This window comes from Staphylococcus petrasii (genome assembly GCF_002902565.1).
GTDB lineage: Bacteria > Bacillota > Bacilli > Staphylococcales > Staphylococcaceae > Staphylococcus > Staphylococcus petrasii.
Genome location: NZ_PPRC01000009.1, coordinates 33,631 through 54,840, shown reverse-complemented (window position 1 = coordinate 54,840; position 21,210 = coordinate 33,631). Strand labels below are relative to the sequence as shown.

At 32.4% G+C, this 21,210-nt stretch carries 18 protein-coding genes; 11 read left to right on the top strand and 7 right to left on the bottom strand.

Translation table 11 applies throughout. From position 1 onward, the window contains the following. Positions 1–10: 10 nt before the first annotated feature. Positions 11–526: a GNAT family N-acetyltransferase gene (locus CD127_RS02150; RefSeq protein ID WP_103365579.1), complete on the top strand. Its 516-nt coding sequence runs from the start codon at positions 11–13 to the stop codon at positions 524–526. A 76-nt stretch (positions 527–602) separates the two neighbouring features. Here CD127_RS02150 and CD127_RS02145 read toward each other — a convergent pair whose 3' ends face one another. Next, positions 603–2,294, bottom strand: a complete 1,692-nt coding sequence (locus CD127_RS02145; protein ID WP_103365578.1) for a CDP-glycerol glycerophosphotransferase family protein — start codon at positions 2,292–2,294, stop codon at positions 603–605. A 402-nt stretch (positions 2,295–2,696) separates the two neighbouring features. Here CD127_RS02145 and CD127_RS02140 point away from each other — a divergent pair, with 402 nt between their 5' ends. Continuing rightward, a complete protein-coding gene (locus CD127_RS02140) occupies positions 2,697–4,298 on the top strand; it encodes an L-lactate permease (protein WP_103297055.1) in 1,602 nt (533 codons plus the stop codon). 71 nt (positions 4,299–4,369) lie between these two features. On the opposite strand, the gene CD127_RS02135 is transcribed toward CD127_RS02140, so the two are convergent. Continuing rightward, positions 4,370–5,515 (bottom strand): glycosyltransferase family 4 protein, encoded by a 1,146-nt coding sequence (locus CD127_RS02135; protein ID WP_103365577.1) that lies wholly within the window; start codon positions 5,513–5,515, stop codon positions 4,370–4,372. A 326-nt stretch (positions 5,516–5,841) separates the two neighbouring features. On the opposite strand from CD127_RS02135, the gene mqo reads away from it, so the two are divergent. Further along, on the top strand, positions 5,842–7,320 hold the full coding sequence (gene mqo / locus CD127_RS02130) for a malate dehydrogenase (quinone) (RefSeq protein ID WP_103365576.1): 1,479 nt from the start codon (positions 5,842–5,844) through the stop codon (positions 7,318–7,320). Positions 7,321–7,381: 61 nt separating this feature from the next. Here the strand turns inward: mqo and CD127_RS02125 are convergent, their stop codons facing one another. Further along, positions 7,382–8,755, bottom strand: coding sequence for a sensor histidine kinase (locus CD127_RS02125; RefSeq protein ID WP_103365575.1), 1,374 nt, complete (start codon positions 8,753–8,755; stop codon positions 7,382–7,384). Next, positions 8,748–9,422, bottom strand: a complete 675-nt coding sequence (locus CD127_RS02120) for a response regulator transcription factor (protein ID WP_103365574.1) — start codon at positions 9,420–9,422, stop codon at positions 8,748–8,750. Before CD127_RS02120 ends, CD127_RS02125 begins: the two co-directional genes overlap by 8 nt. Positions 9,423–9,556: 134 nt before the next feature. Between CD127_RS02120 and CD127_RS02115 the strand changes: the two genes are divergently transcribed. Together CD127_RS02115 and CD127_RS02110 are read left to right on the top strand one after the other, a co-directional pair. Further along, on the top strand, positions 9,557–10,612 hold the full coding sequence (locus CD127_RS02115; protein ID WP_103365573.1) for an ABC transporter permease: 1,056 nt from the start codon (positions 9,557–9,559) through the stop codon (positions 10,610–10,612). Continuing rightward, on the top strand, positions 10,612–11,277 hold the full coding sequence (locus tag CD127_RS02110; protein WP_103365572.1) for an ABC transporter ATP-binding protein: 666 nt from the start codon (positions 10,612–10,614) through the stop codon (positions 11,275–11,277). Before CD127_RS02115 ends, CD127_RS02110 begins: the two co-directional genes overlap by 1 nt. 64 nt (positions 11,278–11,341) lie before the next feature. Here the strand turns inward: CD127_RS02110 and CD127_RS02105 are convergent, their stop codons facing one another. Further along, complete coding sequence (locus CD127_RS02105; protein WP_103365571.1) at positions 11,342–12,298, bottom strand: YdcF family protein; 957 nt, start codon at positions 12,296–12,298, stop codon at positions 11,342–11,344. Between the two features lie 160 nt (positions 12,299–12,458). On the opposite strand from CD127_RS02105, the gene CD127_RS02100 reads away from it, so the two are divergent. The 3 genes from CD127_RS02100 to CD127_RS02090 all read left to right on the top strand — a co-directional run bounded on the left by CD127_RS02100 (position 12,459) and on the right by CD127_RS02090 (position 15,834). Next, positions 12,459–12,917, top strand: a complete 459-nt coding sequence (locus CD127_RS02100) for a MarR family transcriptional regulator TcaR (RefSeq protein WP_103365570.1) — start codon at positions 12,459–12,461, stop codon at positions 12,915–12,917. A gap of 183 nt (positions 12,918–13,100) precedes the next feature. Continuing rightward, on the top strand, positions 13,101–14,477 hold the full coding sequence (locus tag CD127_RS02095; RefSeq protein ID WP_103365569.1) for a membrane-associated protein TcaA: 1,377 nt from the start codon (positions 13,101–13,103) through the stop codon (positions 14,475–14,477). A 148-nt stretch (positions 14,478–14,625) separates the two neighbouring features. After that, a complete protein-coding gene (locus CD127_RS02090; protein ID WP_103297036.1) occupies positions 14,626–15,834 on the top strand; it encodes a putative multidrug effflux MFS transporter TcaB in 1,209 nt (402 codons plus the stop codon). Between the two features lie 49 nt (positions 15,835–15,883). On the opposite strand, the gene CD127_RS02085 is transcribed toward CD127_RS02090, so the two are convergent. Continuing rightward, positions 15,884–16,435 (bottom strand): TetR/AcrR family transcriptional regulator, encoded by a 552-nt coding sequence (locus CD127_RS02085; RefSeq protein WP_103297034.1) that lies wholly within the window; start codon positions 16,433–16,435, stop codon positions 15,884–15,886. 130 nt (positions 16,436–16,565) lie between these two features. Between CD127_RS02085 and CD127_RS02080 the strand changes: the two genes are divergently transcribed. Together CD127_RS02080 and CD127_RS02075 are read left to right on the top strand one after the other, a co-directional pair. Then, positions 16,566–17,213 (top strand): biotin/lipoyl-containing protein, encoded by a 648-nt coding sequence (locus CD127_RS02080; RefSeq protein ID WP_103329824.1) that lies wholly within the window; start codon positions 16,566–16,568, stop codon positions 17,211–17,213. 12 nt (positions 17,214–17,225) lie between these two features. Continuing rightward, complete coding sequence (locus CD127_RS02075; RefSeq protein ID WP_103365568.1) at positions 17,226–19,307, top strand: DHA2 family efflux MFS transporter permease subunit; 2,082 nt, start codon at positions 17,226–17,228, stop codon at positions 19,305–19,307. Between the two features lie 148 nt (positions 19,308–19,455). On the opposite strand, the gene CD127_RS02070 is transcribed toward CD127_RS02075, so the two are convergent. Then, positions 19,456–20,100: a hypothetical protein gene (locus CD127_RS02070; protein WP_103365567.1), complete on the bottom strand. Its 645-nt coding sequence runs from the start codon at positions 20,098–20,100 to the stop codon at positions 19,456–19,458. Positions 20,101–20,300: 200 nt separating this feature from the next. Between CD127_RS02070 and CD127_RS02065 the strand changes: the two genes are divergently transcribed. Beyond that, entirely contained in the window at positions 20,301–21,200 is a 900-nt protein-coding gene (locus tag CD127_RS02065; protein ID WP_103365566.1) for an alpha/beta hydrolase fold domain-containing protein, read from the top strand. Positions 21,201–21,210 lie beyond the last annotated feature (10 nt).

The following is a 21,210-nucleotide window of genomic DNA, read 5'->3' as shown; positions in this document are numbered from 1 at the left end:
GAGTAATACCATGGCTGAACATATTGAAGAGATACAAAAAGATGAGGTAAGTGATTTACGACGTATAGCAGAAACAACATTTTATGAAACGTTTAAAGAAGAGTATTCAGAAGAAAATTTTCAAAAATTCTTTAAAGAAGCTTACAATGAAGAATTATTACTAACTGAATTAGATAATCCTGAGTCATTTCATTATTTTTATAAAATAGATAACGAAATAGCTGGATATTTAAAGTTAAATATCAATGAGGCTCAAACTGAACCTAAAGGTGATGAGTATTTAGAAATCCAACGTATCTACTTTTATAAAGGGCATCAAGGCGGGGGAAGAGGCAATGCTTTTATTAAATTAGCACTTGAGAAAGCGCGTGAACATCATAAATCTAAAATATGGCTAGGTGTATGGGAGTACAATGATAAGGCGTTGGCATTTTATAAACGACATGGCTTCGAAGTTACTGGATCACATGATTTTGTGAATGGCGATATTGTAGATACCGACCTTATTATGGAACGAAATGTGTAAAATTGTTGTTAGTATAAATGAACATATAATTATAAAACCGTTAAGATTCGTAATTTAGAATCTTAACGGTTTTTCATTAATGATTGTCATTTAAAATGTCACGCATAAGTTGTGTTAATTTTTTTAGAGATTGATTATTCTCATTCACTAACGGGTGGTGAGGGATATCAGATAAAGTATAGTTTATTAGATTGTTAAGTAATAAATCTTCATCTGTATACCACACTTTAGATAAACTTTGCATCACATCTTCATAAACGCCACGTTCATCTTCATAAGCTTCATGATTAGGTGTGTACAGACAAACCTTTTTCCCAATCGTTAAAGCATCAAAAATAATTGAAGAATAATCTGTTAAGACTACATCAGCAATTAATAATAAATCTTGAGTTTCAATATGACTAGGCGCCTCAATAACTTCCTCTGGCACTTGAGCTTTACTTTCAACATGACCTTTATAAACCACATCATATTGTTCTAATAGCTCAGGTGTAATTGTTAAAGTAGAATCTTCTCTGTTAGAGGCATGCCATGTAGGCGCATATAACAATACTGGTTTTGTACGTTCTATGCCAAGTTCATCTTTAATCTTTTTGTGATGACTTTGATCATTAAGATTATGTAGTAAGTGACTTATTCTTGGATAGCCATATGGAATAAACTGTATATTTTGATTTGGAAAAGCTGTTTCAAACAAGCCTTGTGAGTTAGCAGAATCTAATAAAAAGTAATCTTGTTGTAACCATTTATTATATTTACGTGCTTTGTAATTATAAATGTTTTTATTTTGATCCGGCTCATGGCTATCTAAAAATAGTTTTTTAATAGGTGTTCCATGCCATAATTGGATAACTGTACCATTTGGTTTATATTCGTCAGGCATATAACTCTCAACGACCACGATTTTAGCACTTTCAATTAATTCTTTATTTCCTTCCGCTTCAGGCGGTAAAAAGTACGGACCACGACGATCGTTTGTTATAAAGTACGCTTCAGTAGTAGGGTTACGTTTAACGAAGTAATTAAATAAATATTTTGAATTTCCTCTGTAACCATAATCAAAGCCTAAGAAAACAATATGATTTTTTACTTGAGATTTATCCTTGTCATAAACATAACTCAAATTACGATGATTTTTAACGGCACGTTGGTGCATTTTTTTATACATCCATTTAGGCAATTTAAATTTAGTAGTAACTAACCAACTTTCAGCAAAACGCATTTCATCTTCTTTACCAGGAAATCTAAATTTATTAAATGGAACTGAATGACCATGTATATAAGCTAATTTATTTAAGTCAAAATGATTAATCAATTTAACTTCACGTGTATCTAATGATTTCCAAAATGCTTTACTTGTTGGCATTTCATTGTTGAAATCAAAAACGACATGGCCGTCTATATCTATTTCATTTTTCAAAGCAGTAATAACCGCTAAGTCCATAATAGAGTGAATGTCGTATTTAGCTAAATGTAAAAGCGTTGCATCGATATTATAAATAAAGTTGGGATAATGATTAATATTTTTCATCCAAGAAATAAACGTAAGTTTATCGTCACCAAAATATCGACAATCGTTTAAATACATACCGTCAATTGTATAATCTACTGCAACGGAGTTATCCGATAAAGCCACGGCTTCAAGCATATCTTGATTGATTTTAATCTCATTAGAATATGGAATAAAATGTGAAAAACCTGCCGATTTCGCTTTATTAAGTTGTAGCTCAAGATGTGCCATATTAGAAATATTTATTTGTTTAATCATCATACATTATCCTTTTGCTCGTAAATTTCATATATATATTTTACCACGTGCATTTAAAAAAATCATAGTTACAAAGACATACAAAAGAGATTGGTTGTTATTCATTTAATACTTTAATCTATGAAAAGTTTAAATTTTATTATATTTGTTAAAAAAATCACAAATTTTTAGTTAAAAACGCTATATAGTATTGTCAATTAAATAAAAAGGTGTTATATTCAACTTGTGAAAAAGTTCACAATATAAAAATTGTGAAATCTAGCATGATTAACTTGTCGACAAAATATTAATTATGTAGTGAACTGTATGAGGTTAAAATGGTCACAGTAGACGTCCGGACCTCTTTCAGCTGAACGCTCTAGATGATTCATTAAAAAAATTAAGGAAAGAAGAGTCAAAATTATGTTAGTTCAAACATTTAATCCCTTCGATAACTTAGTGTTATCTAGCTTAATTGCAGCAATTCCTATTATTCTATTCTTACTATGTTTAACAGTCTTCAAAATGAAAGGTATTTATGCTGCTATTACTACTTTAGTAGTGACATTACTTATTGCTGTGCCATTCTTCAAATTACCAGTGGGTATTGCTTCTGGAGCAGTTGTAGAAGGTTTCTACCAAGGTATCATTCCAATTGGCTATATTGTTATGATGGCCGTACTATTATACAAAATTACTCAAGAATCAGGACAATTTAACACAATTCAAGATAGTATTACTAGCATTTCACAAGACCAACGTATTCAACTTTTACTTATTGGTTTTGCGTTCAACGCATTCTTAGAAGGTGCAGCAGGATTTGGTGTACCAATTGCAATCTGTGCGTTATTATTATCACAACTAGGATTTAGACCATTACAAGCAGCAATGCTTTGCTTAGTTGCCAACGCGGCTTCTGGTGCTTTTGGTGCTATTGGTATCCCAGTAGGCGTAGTTGATACTTTACATTTACCAGGTAGTGTACATGCGATGGGTGTTTCTCAAACATCAACATTAACTTTAGCCATCATTAACTTCTTTATTCCATTCTTATTAATTTTTATTATCGATGGTCTTAAAGGTATTAAAGAAACATTACCAGCTATCTTAGTCGTTTCAGTCACTTACACAGTTTTACAAGGTTTATTAACAGTATTCAGCGGTCCGGAATTAGCTGATATCATTCCACCTTTAGCTACAATGGGAGCTTTAGCTGTATTCTCTAGAAAATTCCAACCAAAAAATATTTATCGTGTACAAAAAGATGTGGAACCTGAACCGGTTAAGCATCATAGCGCAAAAGAAATTATGTATGCATGGAGTCCATTTGTAATTTTAACTGTCATTGTAATGATTTGGAGTGCTCCATTCTTCAAAAAATTATTCTTACCAAATGGCGCACTTTCTTCATTAGTATTCAACTTTAACTTACCAGGTACATTTAGTGAAGTTGCGCATAAACCAATTATCTTAACATTTAACTTTATTGGTCAAACTGGTACTGCTATCTTATTAACTATTATTATTACAGTATTAATGGCTAAAAAAGTAAGCTTTGGTGATGCAGGTCGTTTATTCGGAGTGACATTCAAAGAATTATGGTTACCAGTTCTTACAATTTGTTTCATCTTAGCTATTTCTAAAATTACAACATACGGTGGTTTAAGTGCTGCAATGGGTCAAGGTATTGCCAAAGCAGGAAATGTCTTCCCAGTATTATCACCTATCTTAGGTTGGATTGGTGTATTTATGACAGGATCAGTTGTTAATAACAACTCATTATTTGCTCCAATTCAAGCTTCAGTAGCACAACAAATTGGAACTAGCGGTTCATTACTTGTAGCTTCTAATACAGTTGGTGGGGTAGCTGCTAAATTAATCTCTCCACAATCAATTGCGATTGCGACTGCAGCTGTTAAAGAAGTAGGTAAAGAATCAGAATTACTTAAAATGACTTTACGTTACAGTATTGGATTATTAATCTTTATCTGTATTTGGACTTTCATCCTTTCATTAGTCTTATAAGCATAATAAAAAATTGTAATTTGAGCGATATTGCGCAAATTACAATTTTTTTATGTCTTTATTTAATTTTTTTATGAAATAGCAGATATAAATTTGTCGTATACTTCATCTGATGAATATTGTTCAACCGTATAGTGTCCTTCTTTTATCATATTGTCAGAATCGTCGATATGATTGATGGTAATATCTATATATTTCGCTAGAGAATTAACATCTGCATAATCAGCTAAGTAACCATTAACGCCATGATTAATTAAACTAGCTGGGCCTAAAGTATCTTTAAAGCTGATTACTACATTATCTTGTGCCATTGCTTCTAAGATGACCATGCCAAATCCTTCATTTCTTGAAGGTACAACAGTGATTTTACTTTGTGCTAACTTCTTATTTAACTGTTGAGTAGCAGGGTGGAGCGTAATAATATCGTTAAGTTTATAATTATCAATTAACTGTTGAAGCTTTGTACGTTCTTTCCCATCTCCATATAATTCAACTTTAAAGTTAGAGTTGCGGATAGAACTTTGAATTCGTTGAATACTTTCTATTAGAATATCAAAGCCTTTTTCAAGTTCTAATCTTCCAGCACTCATAATAATATTTTCTTTAGGAATAGAAAGTGCTTGTGCATTAATAATATTAGGCACAGTAAAGACTGGCGTAGTAATAAGCGCTTGATATTTTTGCTGATCATTTGACGTTAAAGTAGTGATAACATCTAATTTGTTATAAGCACTAATAATTTCATGTTGATATGCTTTCGGATATGCTTCTAAATTCATATGTTCCATACCAACAGTAGTAACTTTTGCAGGATGATACTGAGCGATTAAAATATTGAAACTCGCTCTCGTACCAACTAACACATCGGTATTAACTTTCTTAATCGCTTTAATTATCTTACGTTCTATATAGCTTGAAAATTGATTTAAACCTGGCTCATATTTTGATAGGTGAGTTGGCTTGAAAAAAGGTGTATAGCGATTTAAGCGATTCATTACGATTGAACCTATATTTTGAGGTTTTAAACGATAATCGATTAATGTGTTGACATGAATTACGTCATCTAATTCAAAGTAAGGTTTATCTGCAGCTTTAAAGATAGAAATGATTTCTACATGATGACCTTTATTTGATAGTGTGTTAGCAAGTTCAGTCACGGCTTTAACAGTACCGCCTAAAGCATAAATATTATGCATTAAAAAAGTATATGATTTCATGGTTACACCTCAAGTTTCTTAATTTAAAAAAATTATAGCATGTGTGTCTTTATAAGTAATAGAGGTTAAATAGCGCATCACTTAATAAAAGTAAATTTAGTGTAAATAGGATACAGTAACTTAAATAATGTAATAATTAGTATAAACACTTTTTTCAACAAGAAATTATGTATATAATTAAGGTAGTTGTTAAAAAGTCGATTTACGTTTTTACGTAAAATTAATATTAAAAATTTTTATAAGAAAAAGAAAGCGTTTTAATTTATTAGGCCAGGGTCTAAACCTATCGACTAAAGATGTGATTATAAAAGGGGGACTGTGTTGTTATGAGTTCACAACATAGCAAAACAGATGTCATCTTAATTGGTGGCGGAATTATGAGCGCAACATTAGGTACATTATTAAAAGAGTTATCTCCAGACAAAGAAATTAAAATCTTTGAAAAGTTAGAACAATCAGGAGAAGAAAGTTCTAACGTGTGGAATAACGCTGGTACAGGACATTCAGCATTATGCGAATTAAACTATACTAAAGAAGGTAAAGATGGCACTGTAGATATTAATAAAGCAATTAAAATTAATGAACAGTTCCAAGTATCAAAACAGTTTTGGGCACATTTAGTAAGAACAGGCCAATTAGACAACCCAGGTAATTTTATTCAATCTGTGCCACATATGAGCTTCGTAAAAGGTATTTTTAATGTTCAATTTTTGAAAAGACGTGTGGAAGCACTTAAAAAGAACGTTTTATTCGAAAAAATGGATATTACTGAAGATAGAGAAAAAATGAAAGAATGGGTACCGTTAATGATTGAAGGTAGAACATCTAACGTACCGATTGCTTTATCTCGTGATGAATCAGGGACAGACGTTAACTTTGGCGCATTAACTAAAAAGCTAATTTCTAATTTAAAAGAACGCAATGCAGAAGTGCAATATAAACAAGAAGTTGAAAATATTGAAAAGCTAGATAACGGTAACTGGAAAGTCACAGTTAAAGATTTAAAATCTGGTCAACGTCATACGTACGAATCAGAATTTGTCTTTATTGGTGCAGGTGGCGCAAGCTTACCATTATTACAAAAAACAGGTATCAAACAATCTAAACATATTGGTGGTTTCCCAGTAAGTGGATTGTTCTTACGTTGTACAAATAAAGACGTCATTGAACGTCACCACGCGAAAGTTTATGGTAAAGCAGACGTAGGCGCACCGCCAATGTCAGTACCTCACTTAGATACTCGATTTGTAAATGGAGAACGTTCATTATTATTTGGCCCATTTGCAGGCTTTTCACCTAAATTCTTAAAAACAGGATCAAATTTAGACTTAATTCGCTCTGTTAAACCAAATAACGTGATTACAATGTTATCAGCTGGCGTGAAAGAATTTAACTTAACGAAATACTTAGTGTCTCAACTTATGTTAACGCATAAAGAGCGTATGAATGACTTACGTGTCTTCTTACCAAATGCGAAAGATGAGGATTGGGAAGTTATTGTAGCTGGCCAACGTGTACAAGTGATTAAAGATACAGAAGATAGTAAAGGTAACTTACAATTCGGTACAGAAGTAATCACATCAGATGATGGCTCATTAGCTGCGTTACTTGGTGCTTCACCAGGTGCATCAACTGCAGTAGACATCATGTTAGATTTATTACAACGTTGCTATGGTGCAGAATTCAAAGGTTGGATTCCGAAAATTAAGGAAATGGTACCATCATTTGGATTGAAACTAACTGAACATGAAGACGTATATAGAGCAGTTCATAAAGAAGTACAAAAATATTTAAATGTGAAATAACAAATAGAAGCGGATATCTATTAGTGAGATTAAACTTACTAGATAGATATCCGCTTTATTATTAGCGTTCGTTTTTAAATAATTGAACAGTAAAGGTTGTTGTATCATCACTCTTACTTTTAACTGTAATCGTTCCATGGTGTAATTCAATAATTGCTTTCGTAATTGCCAATCCTAAACCATTACTATTTTGTTGCGTATTAAGTTTATAAAAACGTTCGAAGACATGAGATTGCGCTTCCTTAGAAATAGTGCTTCCTTCATTTGTTACTGAAAAAATTATTGTGTCATTTTCACAAGAAAGCATGACGTCAATTGAACTATCAGTTGGCGCATATTTAACTGCATTTTGAATTAAGTTGAAAAAGGCTTGATATAATAGGCGACTATTTCCTCGGAAATAAACATCCTCGATTTCCGATAACAACATTAAATTCTTATCATCAAGCGCAAACTGTTCATGACGAATGATATCAGTAATTAAAGCAGTTAAATGAATCTCATCATTAAATTTTAAATGCTGAGCGTTATCTAGTTCGGAAAGTAACAGTAACTCTCTAGTTAAATCGCTTAAACGTGTTACTTCTGAATGGATATCATTGATATACATATTTCGACTTTGTTCATTTTTAGCTTGTTGCAACTCACTTAACAAACGTTGTATATGTGTTAAAGGTGTTTTGATTTCATGTGAAACGTTTTGCACGAAATGTTGGCGCATATCATCGACTTGTTTCAAAGATTGACGCATATCATCGAAGCGATATTGTAGCGTACCAATTTCATCGTGACGTGTCTGCTTAATTGGAGTATCAAAATCACCATTTATCAAGCGCTCAGTTGCATTTTTTAAAAGTTTTACCGGACGGATAATTGAATATGTTGATAGAATAACAAGCGTGATAGAAATGATAAGCAATAATCCTAAAAGTACACTTAAAAAGATACGAAACTCACTAAAGGTATGACCTATATCTGGTCTCATAAATACAGCGATAGGTTGATGTTGGTGTGTAAATCTTACGCCAACCGTATTATTGGTCTCGTTATCAAAAAAGCCTGTGACAAATAATTCATAAGGCTTATTTTTAATGCCATGAAAGTCTTGGCCTTTCAACACTTTATCTATCGAAGCCTTGCTTAGGTTATCTTTTCGAAAAGGCTGGCCATAAAAAGCTTTATGATGATGTTGGTCCACAGTCATAATTTGATAGTTCATTTGACCTAAATGTTGAAAATACGCATCTAAATCAGAAGAAGCAATATGATCATTATAAGAACGTGCTTCTTTTAGCGTGCGCATAATCTTAGCGTCATTACTTGGTTTTAAATTGAAATGATAATAAACATTGGTGAAAAGGAAACTGACTAAAGCGCTAAACAAGATTACGGTAATAGTATAAATAGCGATTCGGCTATATAACGTCTTAAACATCATAACTCACCTTATAACCTTGGCCTCGGACCGTTTGGATATGTATATTGGCCTGTAATTTAGCCAAACGTTGTCTTAAGCGTTTAATATGAACATCTACTGTGCGCTCATCACCTTCATAATCAAAGCCCCAAATTTTCTCTATTAATACATCTCGCGTAAAAATCTGTTTAGGCTGGCTACATAATAAGAAAAGCAATTGAAATTCTTTCGTAGGTAAATTCATCTTTTTATTATGAACGGCTACTTCCATATATGATTCATTCAACACTATATTTCCAATTTGTATTTCACTTTGTGCATTAATTTGATAACGACGCAACACAGCTTGAATTCGAAACAATAGCTCTTTTACCTCAAAAGGTTTAGTAACATAATCGTCTGTTCCGCTTACGAAGGCATGTTCTTTATCACTTAGTGCATCTCTTGCCGTCAACATAATTACAGGGAGATCAAAATTGTCCTTTAGCGTTTTACAAAGTTTAAAGCCATCTATCCCTGGCATCATAATGTCCACCACAGCAATATCTACTTGATGTGTATTTAAGTAATCAAGTGCCGCTTCTCCACTTGATTGTGTAATCGTATGAATATGATTTGCCTCTAAATGTGTAGAAACATAATGTAATAGCTTTAAATCATCATCTACAATTAAACATTTCACCATGTTTGCTCTTCTCCTTTGTATTTTAGAATCATTATACGAATAACTTATTAAGAAGACAATTCCTCTTATCGTTCATATTCAGTTCATATTCGTCAATTAAGCTATGCACATATCGTAGTGGGGAGGAATTATATATGAACTTAGCATGGAAAGAAATGAGATTCTACAAATTTCGATATGCTTTAATCATGTTAATCATATTTTTATTAGGAATTATGGTGTTATTCATTAGCGGTTTAGCGCAAGGCTTGGCCCGTGAAAATGTCTCATTTTTAGATAATATGAATGCACGCTATTTTATTACAGAAGATATGAAAGAGACTAAAATTGAAAGTTCTCATCTAACAAAGGAGCAGCAAACTCAAATTGAGGATGTGGTTCATCAGCAATCAACCACATTGGGACCACAAACGTTGAAACTTCAACATCAAGACCAAGATGTTTTAACTTATACGACTTCATCTAAGTTGCGTCCAAAACTTGAAACGGGTTCATATCCACATAACAATAATGAAATTGCTATTAATCAAAAATTAACGGGCGAACATATTAAAGTAGGAGATAAAGTATCATTCAAAGGACATGATCAACAATTTAAAGTGAGTGGCATTATCGAGGATACAATGTATGCTCATAGTTCGATGATTTTAATGACCAAAGAAGGGTTTAACCAAATTAATCAACAAGTTTCAACATTTTATCCAATAACCAATTTAAATAAACAACAATTAGATAAAGTTAATTCATTAAAAGGAGTAAAAGTGAGTACACAATCTGAACTAACTGACAATATTGCAAGTTATAAAGCAGAACAATTACCACTTAATCTTATGATTGCAAGTTTATTTATTATTACAGCTATCGTTTTAAGTGCTTTCTTTTATGTAATGACTATTCAGAAGATTTCTCAAATAGGCATTTTAAAAGCAATAGGCATCAAAACACGTCATCTACTGTTATCACTCGTATTGCAAATTGTCATGACCACGTTGATTGGTGTGTTTCTAGCTATTCTTCTAATTGAAGTGTTGCAGCTTCTTATGCCAGTTTCAATGCCATTTTATTTAAATTCGACAAACATTGTAATGATGATAGTGATATTTTTAATCGTTGGTTTTATAGGAACAATTCTTTCATTTATTAAAATTTTGAAAATAGATCCTATCGAAGCTATTGGAGGTGGAGAATAATGACATTACAACTTGAACATGTATCTAAATCATTTGATAAAGGTAGTTCACAAACTACTGTTTTAAAAGATATTAACTTTACTGTTCAACCCGGCGAATTTGTCATTTTAAATGGCGCTTCTGGTTCAGGTAAGTCTACGCTTCTTAATATATTGGGAGGCTTGTTGACTGCTACAGAAGGCGAAATTCTATATCATCACGAGCCTTTATTTTCAAAAAATAAAAATAAAACGATGTTACGTCTTAAAGACATTGGTTTCATCTTCCAATCTTCGCACTTAGTGCCATACCTTACAGTTAAAGAACAATTGACGATTGTGGCAAAAGAAGCGGGTGAATCTACTAAAATAGCTAAACAACGCGCGGAGCAACTACTTAATGAAATAGGATTAAAACATCGATTAGACGCTTATCCGCATATGTTATCGGGTGGGGAAAAACAGCGTGTAGCAATTATGCGTGCGCTCATGAACCAACCTAAACTATTGTTGGCTGATGAACCTACTGCCAGTTTGGATGCCGAGCGTGCTTTAAGTGTGGTAGAAATGATTAGAAATCGCGTCAAAAGTAATAACATTATTGGCATCATGATTACGCATGATCAACGATTATTTGACTATGCTGATCGCATTATTCATCTTGAAGATGGAAAAATAACTTCATAAAAATTGGAACGCCCATAGATGGATTGACGTCATCTATGGGCTTTGCTATGTGAGAATTCATAATTTAAAATATGATTAAAATCGAAATAAAGAATATAATTGCAAAATAAAAGGCAAGAAGTAGTTTATATTGATACATCAAGGCTAAGAAATCACGCACTAAAGCGATATCAAAAAAGTGATAAGGCGTGTGACTGCCAATGCCTTCCATATTCAATCGCACAGAACGTGCAAAATGTAAGCCTCTTAAAATATGAAATTGGCTTGTGACACAAAGCATTTTAGCTGAACGTGAAAAGTAATCAGCGATGATATCTTTCGAAAACACAAAGTTTTCATAAGTACTTGTAGATTGGTCCTCCACCAAAATAGAAGAAGCAGGAACACCATGTTCAACTAAATAACGTTGCATAGCTAAAGCTTCTGTTATGGGCTCATCTGGACCTTTACCGCCACTTACTAAGACCTTGCAATTTGCTGATTGGCTTTCTAATACATGTAACGCGCGCTCTAAGCGATCCGCTAACATAGGAGTGACTTGTTCTGAGAAAATGCCTGCTCCTAAAATCATGATTAAATCATATTGCTTTGTCGTAATCGTACGGCCAAAAGCAGAAGACCATACCATGTAAAGTGTGAAGGAATAACACGCGCTGAAAGCAATCATAGATAACCATAAAAAGATACCATTTACGATTGGAATAGGGATGGTACTAATATAAAATAAAATCGCAATAATTAAGGCGCCATGTATAAGATGTTTAAACATTTTGCGTAAAAATCTAGCACCCTTTTTCAAAGTGAAAAGATGACTATGTTTAATGAACAAGCCAAAAACGTCAATAATTACAATGATAAGTAAACCAAGCGGTAACGTCATTGTGATAAGATCGATTACATTTATAATAAAACATAGGATAATTGTTAAAATAAACGTAGGCAAATTGAGTAAATAATTAATATTAAATAACACACCTAACGTAATGAATAAAACAATGATTGAAAGAATAATCGCAAGCATAATTAGGACCTCGTATATATTTGTCTATTTAAATGTAATTGAAAGCTTTATGTTTTAGCAACTATTATTACTGAAATATAGTTTTCAAGCGTACCGATTATTGATATTATTTAACAGAATATATGGAAATTATTTGAGTTTATCAACAAGGAGCTAGGCCATGAGCAGAATTTCGAAAAATCATATCGAATTTATGAAACGTTTTATTGATGATACGAATACCTTAACTGCTAAACTACTGAAAGATCAGCAAATTAAATACGGTATTTCAATGGAACAATCTAATGTATTGCGACTATTGAGTCATCATCATGCCTTATCTATAACTGAAATTACGGAAAAACAAGGCGTTAATAAAGCGGCGGTTAGTCGTCGTATTAAAAAACTTATTGATGGTGGGTTTGTAGAATTGCAGAAGCCAAATGATAAAATAGATCAGCGTTTAAAAAATGTGATTCTAAGTGACAAAGGTCGTCAATACACTGAAGAGAATAATGAGATTGTGAGTAATATTGTTAATGATATGGTAGAAGACTTATCAAGTCAGGATATTGAAAAAGCATTAAATGTGTTATATGTCATTGATGAACGTTTGAAAAAGTATAATGCGAAAATTTAAAATAAAACAATAGACGCCGCGAATTATATTACAATTTTAGGAAAAATGATTATAATACTTAGATAGAAAATGATTAAGTGGAATAAAAACAACGTATAAGTGTTCCTATATAAACTATCTATATTATAATAAAATTATGATTATGAAATTATTAACATCATGCGAGGGGAAGTTGGTGATTAAATGAAAAAATGTCCTAACTGTGGCCAGAAACTAAAAAGCAAAGATACGCAACAATGTCCAAATTGTGGTAAACAAATTGATGGAAAAGACATCAAGAAACAAGAAAATCAAGCCCCTCAAACAGAATCCTCAAATATTAGGCTTAGGAAATTTATTCCTTGGGCGATTGTTATATTTATTATCATTTTATTGGTTATTGTCTTCTTTTTAGTAAGAAATTATAACTCTCCAGAGGCACAAACAAAAATTCTTGTGAATGCGATTGATAATAATGATTCACAAAAAGTTGCAACGTTATTAAGCACTAAAGAAACGCATGTCGACTCTGAAGAAGCTGATGAGTATATTGCGTACGTAAAAAGTGAAGTGGGTATGAAAAAATTTATTCACGATATTAGAGATAACGTTGAGAAATTGAATAAAAGTGAATCTAAAGAAGCGGCTTATATAAAAACACGAGCTGGAAACAATGTCTTAAGAGTAAGTAAAAACGGCACGCGTTTCTTAATCTTTGATAATATGAGTTTTACTGCACCGACAAAAGAGGCTGTGGTAAAACCTAAATTAGAGACGAAATATGAATTTAGAGCTGGGGGCAAAAATAAAACAGTAGTTGCTGATGCAAATAAAACGACATCTTTAGGCAAATTTATCCCAGGTGTTTATTCTATAGATGCTGAAAAAGAAACAGAATACGGCAAATTCACAGGTCAATTAAAATTCGATTTTAGATATAGCAAAGGTAATACAGTAGAAGTAAACGAGAACTTTAATGAAGCCTTGCTTACAGTGAAATTAAAAGGCAAAAGTGATTTAGACGACGATTCATTGAAAGTAAAAATCAATGATAAAGAAATGAAATATTCAACTTCTAGAGAATATGGCCCTTATCCTCAAAATAAAGACATAGTGGTTTCTGCTTCTGGTAAAGCAAAAGATAAGACATTTAAATCAGAAACAAAAACAATGAAAGCAAAAGATTTAGGAAATATTAATAGCGTCGAATTAGAATTTGATGACGAAGCGATTAGTGATTATGTTGAGAAAAAAGAAAAAGAAGAAAATAGTTTAAAAAATAAATTGAGTAACTTTTTCAGTGCTTATTCATTCTCATTAAACACAGCAATTGCAAATAACAATTTTGATTTAGTAAGTACATTTTTAAAAGATAAATCAGACATGTATAAAAAAATTAAAACTAATTTAGGCTCAACTCCTGGATTAACAGAGCCACAAATACTAAGCGCTTCACAAAAAGGCGATAAAATCGAAACAAAAGTACAAGAATTAAATAACCATGGTCAATTCCAAACCACTGATTATGAATTAACTGAAAATAGTGATGATGGGTCATTACAACTTGTCAAAGCAAAGTAAAGAGTGGAGAAAGAGGTCTGGACAATAGAGTTTAGGATTTGAGCAGAGTATAAACTCTTTATGTCTCAATCTCTATCCCCGCTCTTTTTTTAAAATTACGTATAAATATAATAATATTTACTATTAAATTAAATACGGGGGCTTATATATGAATGAGGAACAGCGACAAAATAAACATTCGCTATTGTTTATTATTATCTTGGGTGCACTAACAGCTATTGGGGCATTATCCATTGATATGTTTTTACCAGGATTACCTGAATTGAAGAAAGATTTTAATACTACAACCTCAAATGCTCAATTAACATTATCGTTATTTATGATTGGGTTAGGATTGGGAAATTTATTTGTAGGGCCAATCTCAGATAGTATCGGACGTAAGAAACCCTTAGTTATTGCTATGATTATCTTCACGTTAGCAAGTTTAGGTATTGTCTTCGTCCATAACATTTGGATTATGGTATTTTTACGCTTTGTTCAAGGTTTCACTGGAGGTGCAGGCGCAGTTATCTCTAGAGCGATTGCCAGTGATATGTACAATGGAAATGAGTTAACTAAATTTTTAGCTCTATTAATGTTAGTGAATGGTGTCGCTCCTGTACTTGCTCCGGCATTAGGTGGATTGATTCTTAGTGTTGCGGTCTGGCGAATGGTCTTTGTTATATTAACAATATTTGGTGTGTTAATGGTCATGGGATCTTTATTCAAAGTACCTGAGTCATTAGCTGTTGAACATAGAGATAGTAGTGGCATAGGTGTTATCTTTAGAAATTTTAAAAGTTTATTTTCTACACCACGCTTTGTTTTACCTATGTTAATACAAGGTGTTACATTTATTATGTTATTTAGTTATATTTCTGCTTCGCCATTCTTAGTTCAGAAGATATATGGCGTCTCAGCTTTACATTTTAGTTGGATGTTTGCTGGCATAGGAATTACATTAATTATTTCAAGTCAATTAGCTGGTAAGTTGGTTGACTATGTTCATCCACAGAAGCTACTACGCGCGATGACATTTATTCAAATTATAGGTGTAGTTATCGTAGCATTAACACTTATCAATCATTGGCACTTTGCAATGTTGGTCATTGGATTTATTGTATTAGTGGCACCAGTAACAGGGGTTGCGACTTTAGGATTCTCAATTGCCATGGAAGAACGTACAACTGGGAGCGGAAGTGCTTCAAGTTTATTAGGATTATTGCAATCATTATTAGGCGGAATAGTCACACCACTTGTAAATCTTAAAGGTGAATATAATAGCACCCCTTACATCATTATTATTTGTATTACTGCTGTAATATTAATTGTTTTACAACTATTGAATATTAAAGTATTTAAAACGAAACCAGAATAATTCACATAATAAAAGGAGCAAGGACTTTTAGTTAAGTCTTTGCTCCTTTTTAACGTTGTAATTTAAGTGTATTTGCTAATAAAGCATTTGCCACAACAGTAGGGCTTTCTTTGCAGCCACCTCTTAACCAACTTAAAACTACGCCGGCTTGACCGCTCATTGTGTAAGTAATAAAGAATGCTTTGTTTTGAATCGTAGTTTCATGTTCACCTAAAATTTTAGAATAATACTTCTTAGTAATATCAAAATAATCTAATACTAATTCCTTATTTGGATGAGAAATAAATATAGCGTGGTAGAACGCTTTCTTCCTATATATATACTTCAATACAATATAGAAGAATTTATGTACTTTCTCAGGATCCTTTTTAATACTTTCGAAATTATTAGCGAATGCGTGTAATAACTTTTCATATTTATTTAGATGATAATTTTGGATTTTATCAAGCAAATCATATTTATCTTGAAAATTGGCATAAAAAGTTGATCGATTGACTTTGCTATTGGCACAAATCATCTTTATTGAAATACTCTCGACTGGATAAGTTTCTAATAAATCGATTAAACTTTTTATAATTCTATACTTTGCTTTTTGCTTCATTATATGTCACCCATATTATTTATACCTTCAACAAACCAACAAATTTTATGTAATTGTTGGTGTTTTTTTCTTTCACATGTCTTTATAATATTAAAAGTAATTTTGAAAAGCAAATAGGAGGAAAAGTTCAATGAAAAAAATGGTGTTAATTAATATTATCACTATCATTGTTATCATTGCTATTGGTATTGTAGGTTTCATGTTATACCACAATGCTACAAGCTATGTAACAACTGATAATGCAAAAGTTGACGGAGATCAAATTCAAATCTCAAGTCCTGCTTCAGGTCAAATCAAATCATTTGATGTGAAACAAGGCGACAAATTGAAAAAAGGTGACAAAGTAGCTGAAGTTAGTGCTCAAGGTCAAGGCGGAGACGCTAAAGACATGGACATTAAAATGCCTCAAAACGGTACTATCGTTAAAACAAGCGGCATGGAAGGTTCAGTTGCACAAGCAGGTTCACCAATTGCTTACGCTTACAATTTAGATGATTTATATATTACAGCAAATATTGACGAAAAAGATGTTAACAGTATCGAAAAAGGCGACAAAGTTGACGTTTCAATTGACGGTCAAGATTCTGATATCGATGGTAAAGTAGAAGAAGTAGGCCAAGCAACTGCAGCAAGCTTCTCATTAATGCCATCATCTAACGCTGACGGTAACTACACTAAAGTTTCTCAAGTAGTACCTGTTAAAATTTCTTTAGATTCTGCACCATCTAAAAACGTTGTTCCTGGAATGAACGCTGAAGTAAAAATCCATAAAGACTAAGGAGGTCATAGAATGACAGCGACCTTCATTATTGGTTATATAGTTGTAGCGATCATTTTAGTTGGTTTGATTAATGTTTTACTTGTTAAATCACGTAAAAAATCAAACCAATCTAAGGGACAACACGTAAATGAAGAATCTAAAAGTCAAAGTAATCCATCTAAATTTAAAATAAGTGACTTAGACCGAGATAAAGCGTCAAACGAAAGAACTTCTTCTCATCATGACGAAGAAGCCCGTCGTCACTTTGAGAACGAAGACAATCATCGCTTCGATAATGACAAACGTAAAGATCATTTCGAAAGCGAACAAGATCAACAAGATTCTGCATCTGAAAAAATTCATCCTGAACAAAAACAAGCATCACATTCCTTACATTATTCCGACGATGCTTCAGAAATGCACAGCGAAGATGCTGTTGGCGAACAAAGAGATGAAGAAGATGTAAATAATCAACATTTACCTAAAGACTCAATTTATGAGCCGATTAATCCGAACTCTCAAGAAGGACGCGTAAATGAGCGTATTAAACACCAAAAAGCTGATTTCGTGTTCGGTAAAAACACTACAAGAGGTATGATTTTAGCGGCAATGTTGTTTGGTATGTTTATTGCCATCTTAAACCAAACATTACTAAACGTTGCCTTACCTAAAATTAATACTGAATTTAATATTTCTGCATCAACTGGTCAATGGTTGATGACAGGTTTCATGTTAGTAAATGGTATCTTAATTCCAATTAGTGCATTCCTATTTAATAAATATTCTTATCGTAGATTATTTATTATTGCGCTTGTATTATTCACACTTGGTTCTTTAGTTTGTGCTATTTCTACAAACTTCCCAATCATGATGACTGGACGTGTGTTACAAGCGATTGGTGCCGGTGTCTTAATGCCTTTAGGTTCTAACGTTATCGTTACTATCTTCCCACCTGAAAAACGTGGGGCAGCAATGGGTACAATGGGTATTGCCATGATTCTTGCGCCAGCAATTGGCCCAACATTATCTGGTTATATCGTTCAAAACTACCATTGGAACGTAATGTTCTATGGTATGACTGTATTAGGTATCCTTGCTATCATCGTTGGTTTCTTCTGGTTCAAACTTTACCAAAAAACAACTAATCCTAGAGCAGACTACCAAGGTATTGTATATAGTACTATTGGTTTTGGTGCTTTATTATATGGATTCAGTGAAGCTGGTAACAAAGGTTGGGGCTCAGGTGAAATCATCGCTATGTTCATTATTGGTACTATCTTCATTATAGCTTTCGTCATTCGTGAGTTATCAATGAGAGCACCAATGTTAAACCTTGAAGTATTAAAATCTTCAACATTTACACTTACTACAATTATTAACATGGTAGTAATGATGAGTTTATTTGGTGGTATGATCTTATTACCAATTTACTTACAAAACTTACGTGGCTTCTCAGCCCTTGATTCAGGTTTACTTCTATTACCTGGTTCATTAATAATGGGTCTTCTTGGACCAATTACTGGTAGATTATTAGATAAGATTGGTTTGAAACCATTAGCGTTATTCGGTATCGCTGTTATGGCATACGGAACTTGGGAACTTACTCGATTAAATATGGACACACCATATTTCCACATCATGAGTATTTATGTAATCCGTTCATTTGGTATGGCGTTCGTAATGATGCCTTTAATGACAGCAGCTATCAACGCTTTACCACCAAGATTAATTTCTCATGGTAATGCATTCTTAAATACAATGAGACAATTAGCCGGTTCTATCGGTACAGCCATTCTTGTTACAGTTATGACAACTCAAACAACTAATCATGTTGCTAACTTTGCGAATGAAATGGATAAAACAAATCCAATGATTATTGATAAAATTCGTCAAATGGCTATGCAATATGGTGGCCAATCAGATGCTATGCAAGCAATTTTAAAATATGTTAATAAACTTGGGTATATCGAAGGTATTAACGATGCATTCTGGATTGCCACAGGATTAGCTGTATTAGCGTTTATTTTAAGTTTATTCTTAAAAGGTAAAAAAGGCGCTGAAGCTGAACACGATAGAATGGTTAAAGCAGAACAAAACCATCAATTAAAATAATTAAAAAATTGTGTTGTGGGGGCATGATTTTTAAAGTATCGGTACACATTATGTGTTATCGATACTTTTTTTATTTTTCCGGAAAAGATAGAACAAAATAAAAAACCATCAAGAAATTTACACCTCTTGATGGTTTTCTTAATAAAATCTATTTAAGTTTAGTTTTTGGACGACGATTTCTAAAGAAGAAGCTGATAATGAGTAATGCTAAACTACATACTAATAAGATAAGCGCATTATGAATCGCATCTGCTTCAGCAACAATTTGAGTTGGCGCTACTTTTAAATAGAAATCTTGTAGTTTGTCAGAAACACGTTGACCAATTAATTGAACTGCATAACCAAAGTAATAAGACATTACTAGTAGAATGGCTATTATGACAAAATTAATTATTTTTAAAATTGTACGATTAAAGAGAATAGTGATAATTGAAATAACCATACTAATGATGCATAAAATGAAAAATATATTAAAGACTATAACTAATTTGTCTGCAATATCTTGAATATTTGCAAGCTGTCCGAAATTAATATTTAATGAACCAATTTGGGTTACTAAATTTTGAAAATCTTTAATACCGTCATAGTTGATAGGTTGGTTTGCAAAGACAATATTAAATATTGGCTGTCTATACATACTATAACCAGTGATACCTACTAATACTAAAACAATAATATGAATAATTAAGCTTACCCAAGAGCGCTTTTTCTTTCCATTTCGATTAGCACGACTAAACTGATTATTATTTGTATAACTATTGTCTTCATAATTATCGTTGCGATAGTTTGACAATTTTTAACCTCCTTTACCCTTATTCATTTGTGTTATAAGATTGACTATTTTATACTGAGTTTAATGTGAAATAACTAGCATATTAATCATACTTAATACTAAATTTACAACATACCTTTCATTATATCGTTTTTTATATTTAACGGAACAGTATTTCAAATATATCTCATAAAAAATAAAAAGGCAGGTTATAAATTATCATGAGATCTCATATGGTAAATAGAATTATAAATAAGTATTTGTTACACAATCGCTCAATATTATTTGATAATGAAGCTGCATTTGATCAATTCATGGAGCGACGTAAAGATGCCAATCAAGCGAAACATAAACAACCTTCAACATTAAACGTTAAAGCTAATCTCGATAAACTTTCTTTAGGAGATATGCAGGTATTTAGATTTAATTTCCGTCATGAAACAAAAAAGAAAATATTGTATATTCATGGTGGTTATAATACATTACAACCTTCACCATTTCACTGGAGATTTATGGACAAGCTTGTGTTAAACACGTTGTATGAAGTAGTATTACCTATTTACCCTAAGACGCCGGAATACCATATAGAAGATACTTTTAAAGCCATTAACGATGTTTATGATTCTCTATTAGAAGAAGTAGACGCACACAATATCGTGATTATGGGGGATGGAACTGGAGGCGCACTTGCGTTAAGCTTTGTTCAACAACTTATCGAACAACAACGTCCTGTGCCTAAAAAGTTATTTTTAATTTCACCTATGTTGGATGCAACGATGACAAATCCTCAAATAACAGATAATTTAATTAATAAAGACCGCTTCGTTAATATTGATGGATTACAACGTATTTTAAATGTATGGAGTCATGGAGATGCGCTCGCAAATCCACGTATTTCTCCACTCTACGGTTCTTTAGAACATTTACCACCGATTGTAATGTTTGGGGGAGGCCGTGAGATTTACTATCCTGACATTCAACAATTAGCTTATAAATTAGAAGAAGCTAACCAAGATATTCAATTCTTTGATTATCCTAAAATGTTTCATGACTTCCCGTTATATCCAATTCGTGAATCACATAAAGTTATTAAACAGATTACTAAGACAATCGACCAATAATTACTGAAAA

Coding starts and splice junctions, on each gene's coding strand:
- CD127_RS02150 (WP_103365579.1), top strand. CDS start 11: ATGGCTGAACATATTGAAGAGATACAAAAAGATGAGGTAAGTGATTTA.
- CD127_RS02145 (WP_103365578.1), bottom strand. CDS start 2,294: ATGATTAAACAAATAAATATTTCTAATATGGCACATCTTGAGCTACAA.
- CD127_RS02140 (WP_103297055.1), top strand. CDS start 2,697: ATGTTAGTTCAAACATTTAATCCCTTCGATAACTTAGTGTTATCTAGC.
- CD127_RS02135 (WP_103365577.1), bottom strand. CDS start 5,515: ATGAAATCATATACTTTTTTAATGCATAATATTTATGCTTTAGGCGGT.
- mqo (WP_103365576.1), top strand. CDS start 5,842: ATGAGTTCACAACATAGCAAAACAGATGTCATCTTAATTGGTGGCGGA.
- CD127_RS02125 (WP_103365575.1), bottom strand. CDS start 8,755: ATGTTTAAGACGTTATATAGCCGAATCGCTATTTATACTATTACCGTA.
- CD127_RS02120 (WP_103365574.1), bottom strand. CDS start 9,422: ATGGTGAAATGTTTAATTGTAGATGATGATTTAAAGCTATTACATTAT.
- CD127_RS02115 (WP_103365573.1), top strand. CDS start 9,557: ATGAACTTAGCATGGAAAGAAATGAGATTCTACAAATTTCGATATGCT.
- CD127_RS02110 (WP_103365572.1), top strand. CDS start 10,612: ATGACATTACAACTTGAACATGTATCTAAATCATTTGATAAAGGTAGT.
- CD127_RS02105 (WP_103365571.1), bottom strand. CDS start 12,298: ATGCTTGCGATTATTCTTTCAATCATTGTTTTATTCATTACGTTAGGT.
- CD127_RS02100 (WP_103365570.1), top strand. CDS start 12,459: ATGAGCAGAATTTCGAAAAATCATATCGAATTTATGAAACGTTTTATT.
- CD127_RS02095 (WP_103365569.1), top strand. CDS start 13,101: ATGAAAAAATGTCCTAACTGTGGCCAGAAACTAAAAAGCAAAGATACG.
- CD127_RS02090 (WP_103297036.1), top strand. CDS start 14,626: ATGAATGAGGAACAGCGACAAAATAAACATTCGCTATTGTTTATTATT.
- CD127_RS02085 (WP_103297034.1), bottom strand. CDS start 16,435: ATGAAGCAAAAAGCAAAGTATAGAATTATAAAAAGTTTAATCGATTTA.
- CD127_RS02080 (WP_103329824.1), top strand. CDS start 16,566: ATGAAAAAAATGGTGTTAATTAATATTATCACTATCATTGTTATCATT.
- CD127_RS02075 (WP_103365568.1), top strand. CDS start 17,226: ATGACAGCGACCTTCATTATTGGTTATATAGTTGTAGCGATCATTTTA.
- CD127_RS02065 (WP_103365566.1), top strand. CDS start 20,301: ATGAGATCTCATATGGTAAATAGAATTATAAATAAGTATTTGTTACAC.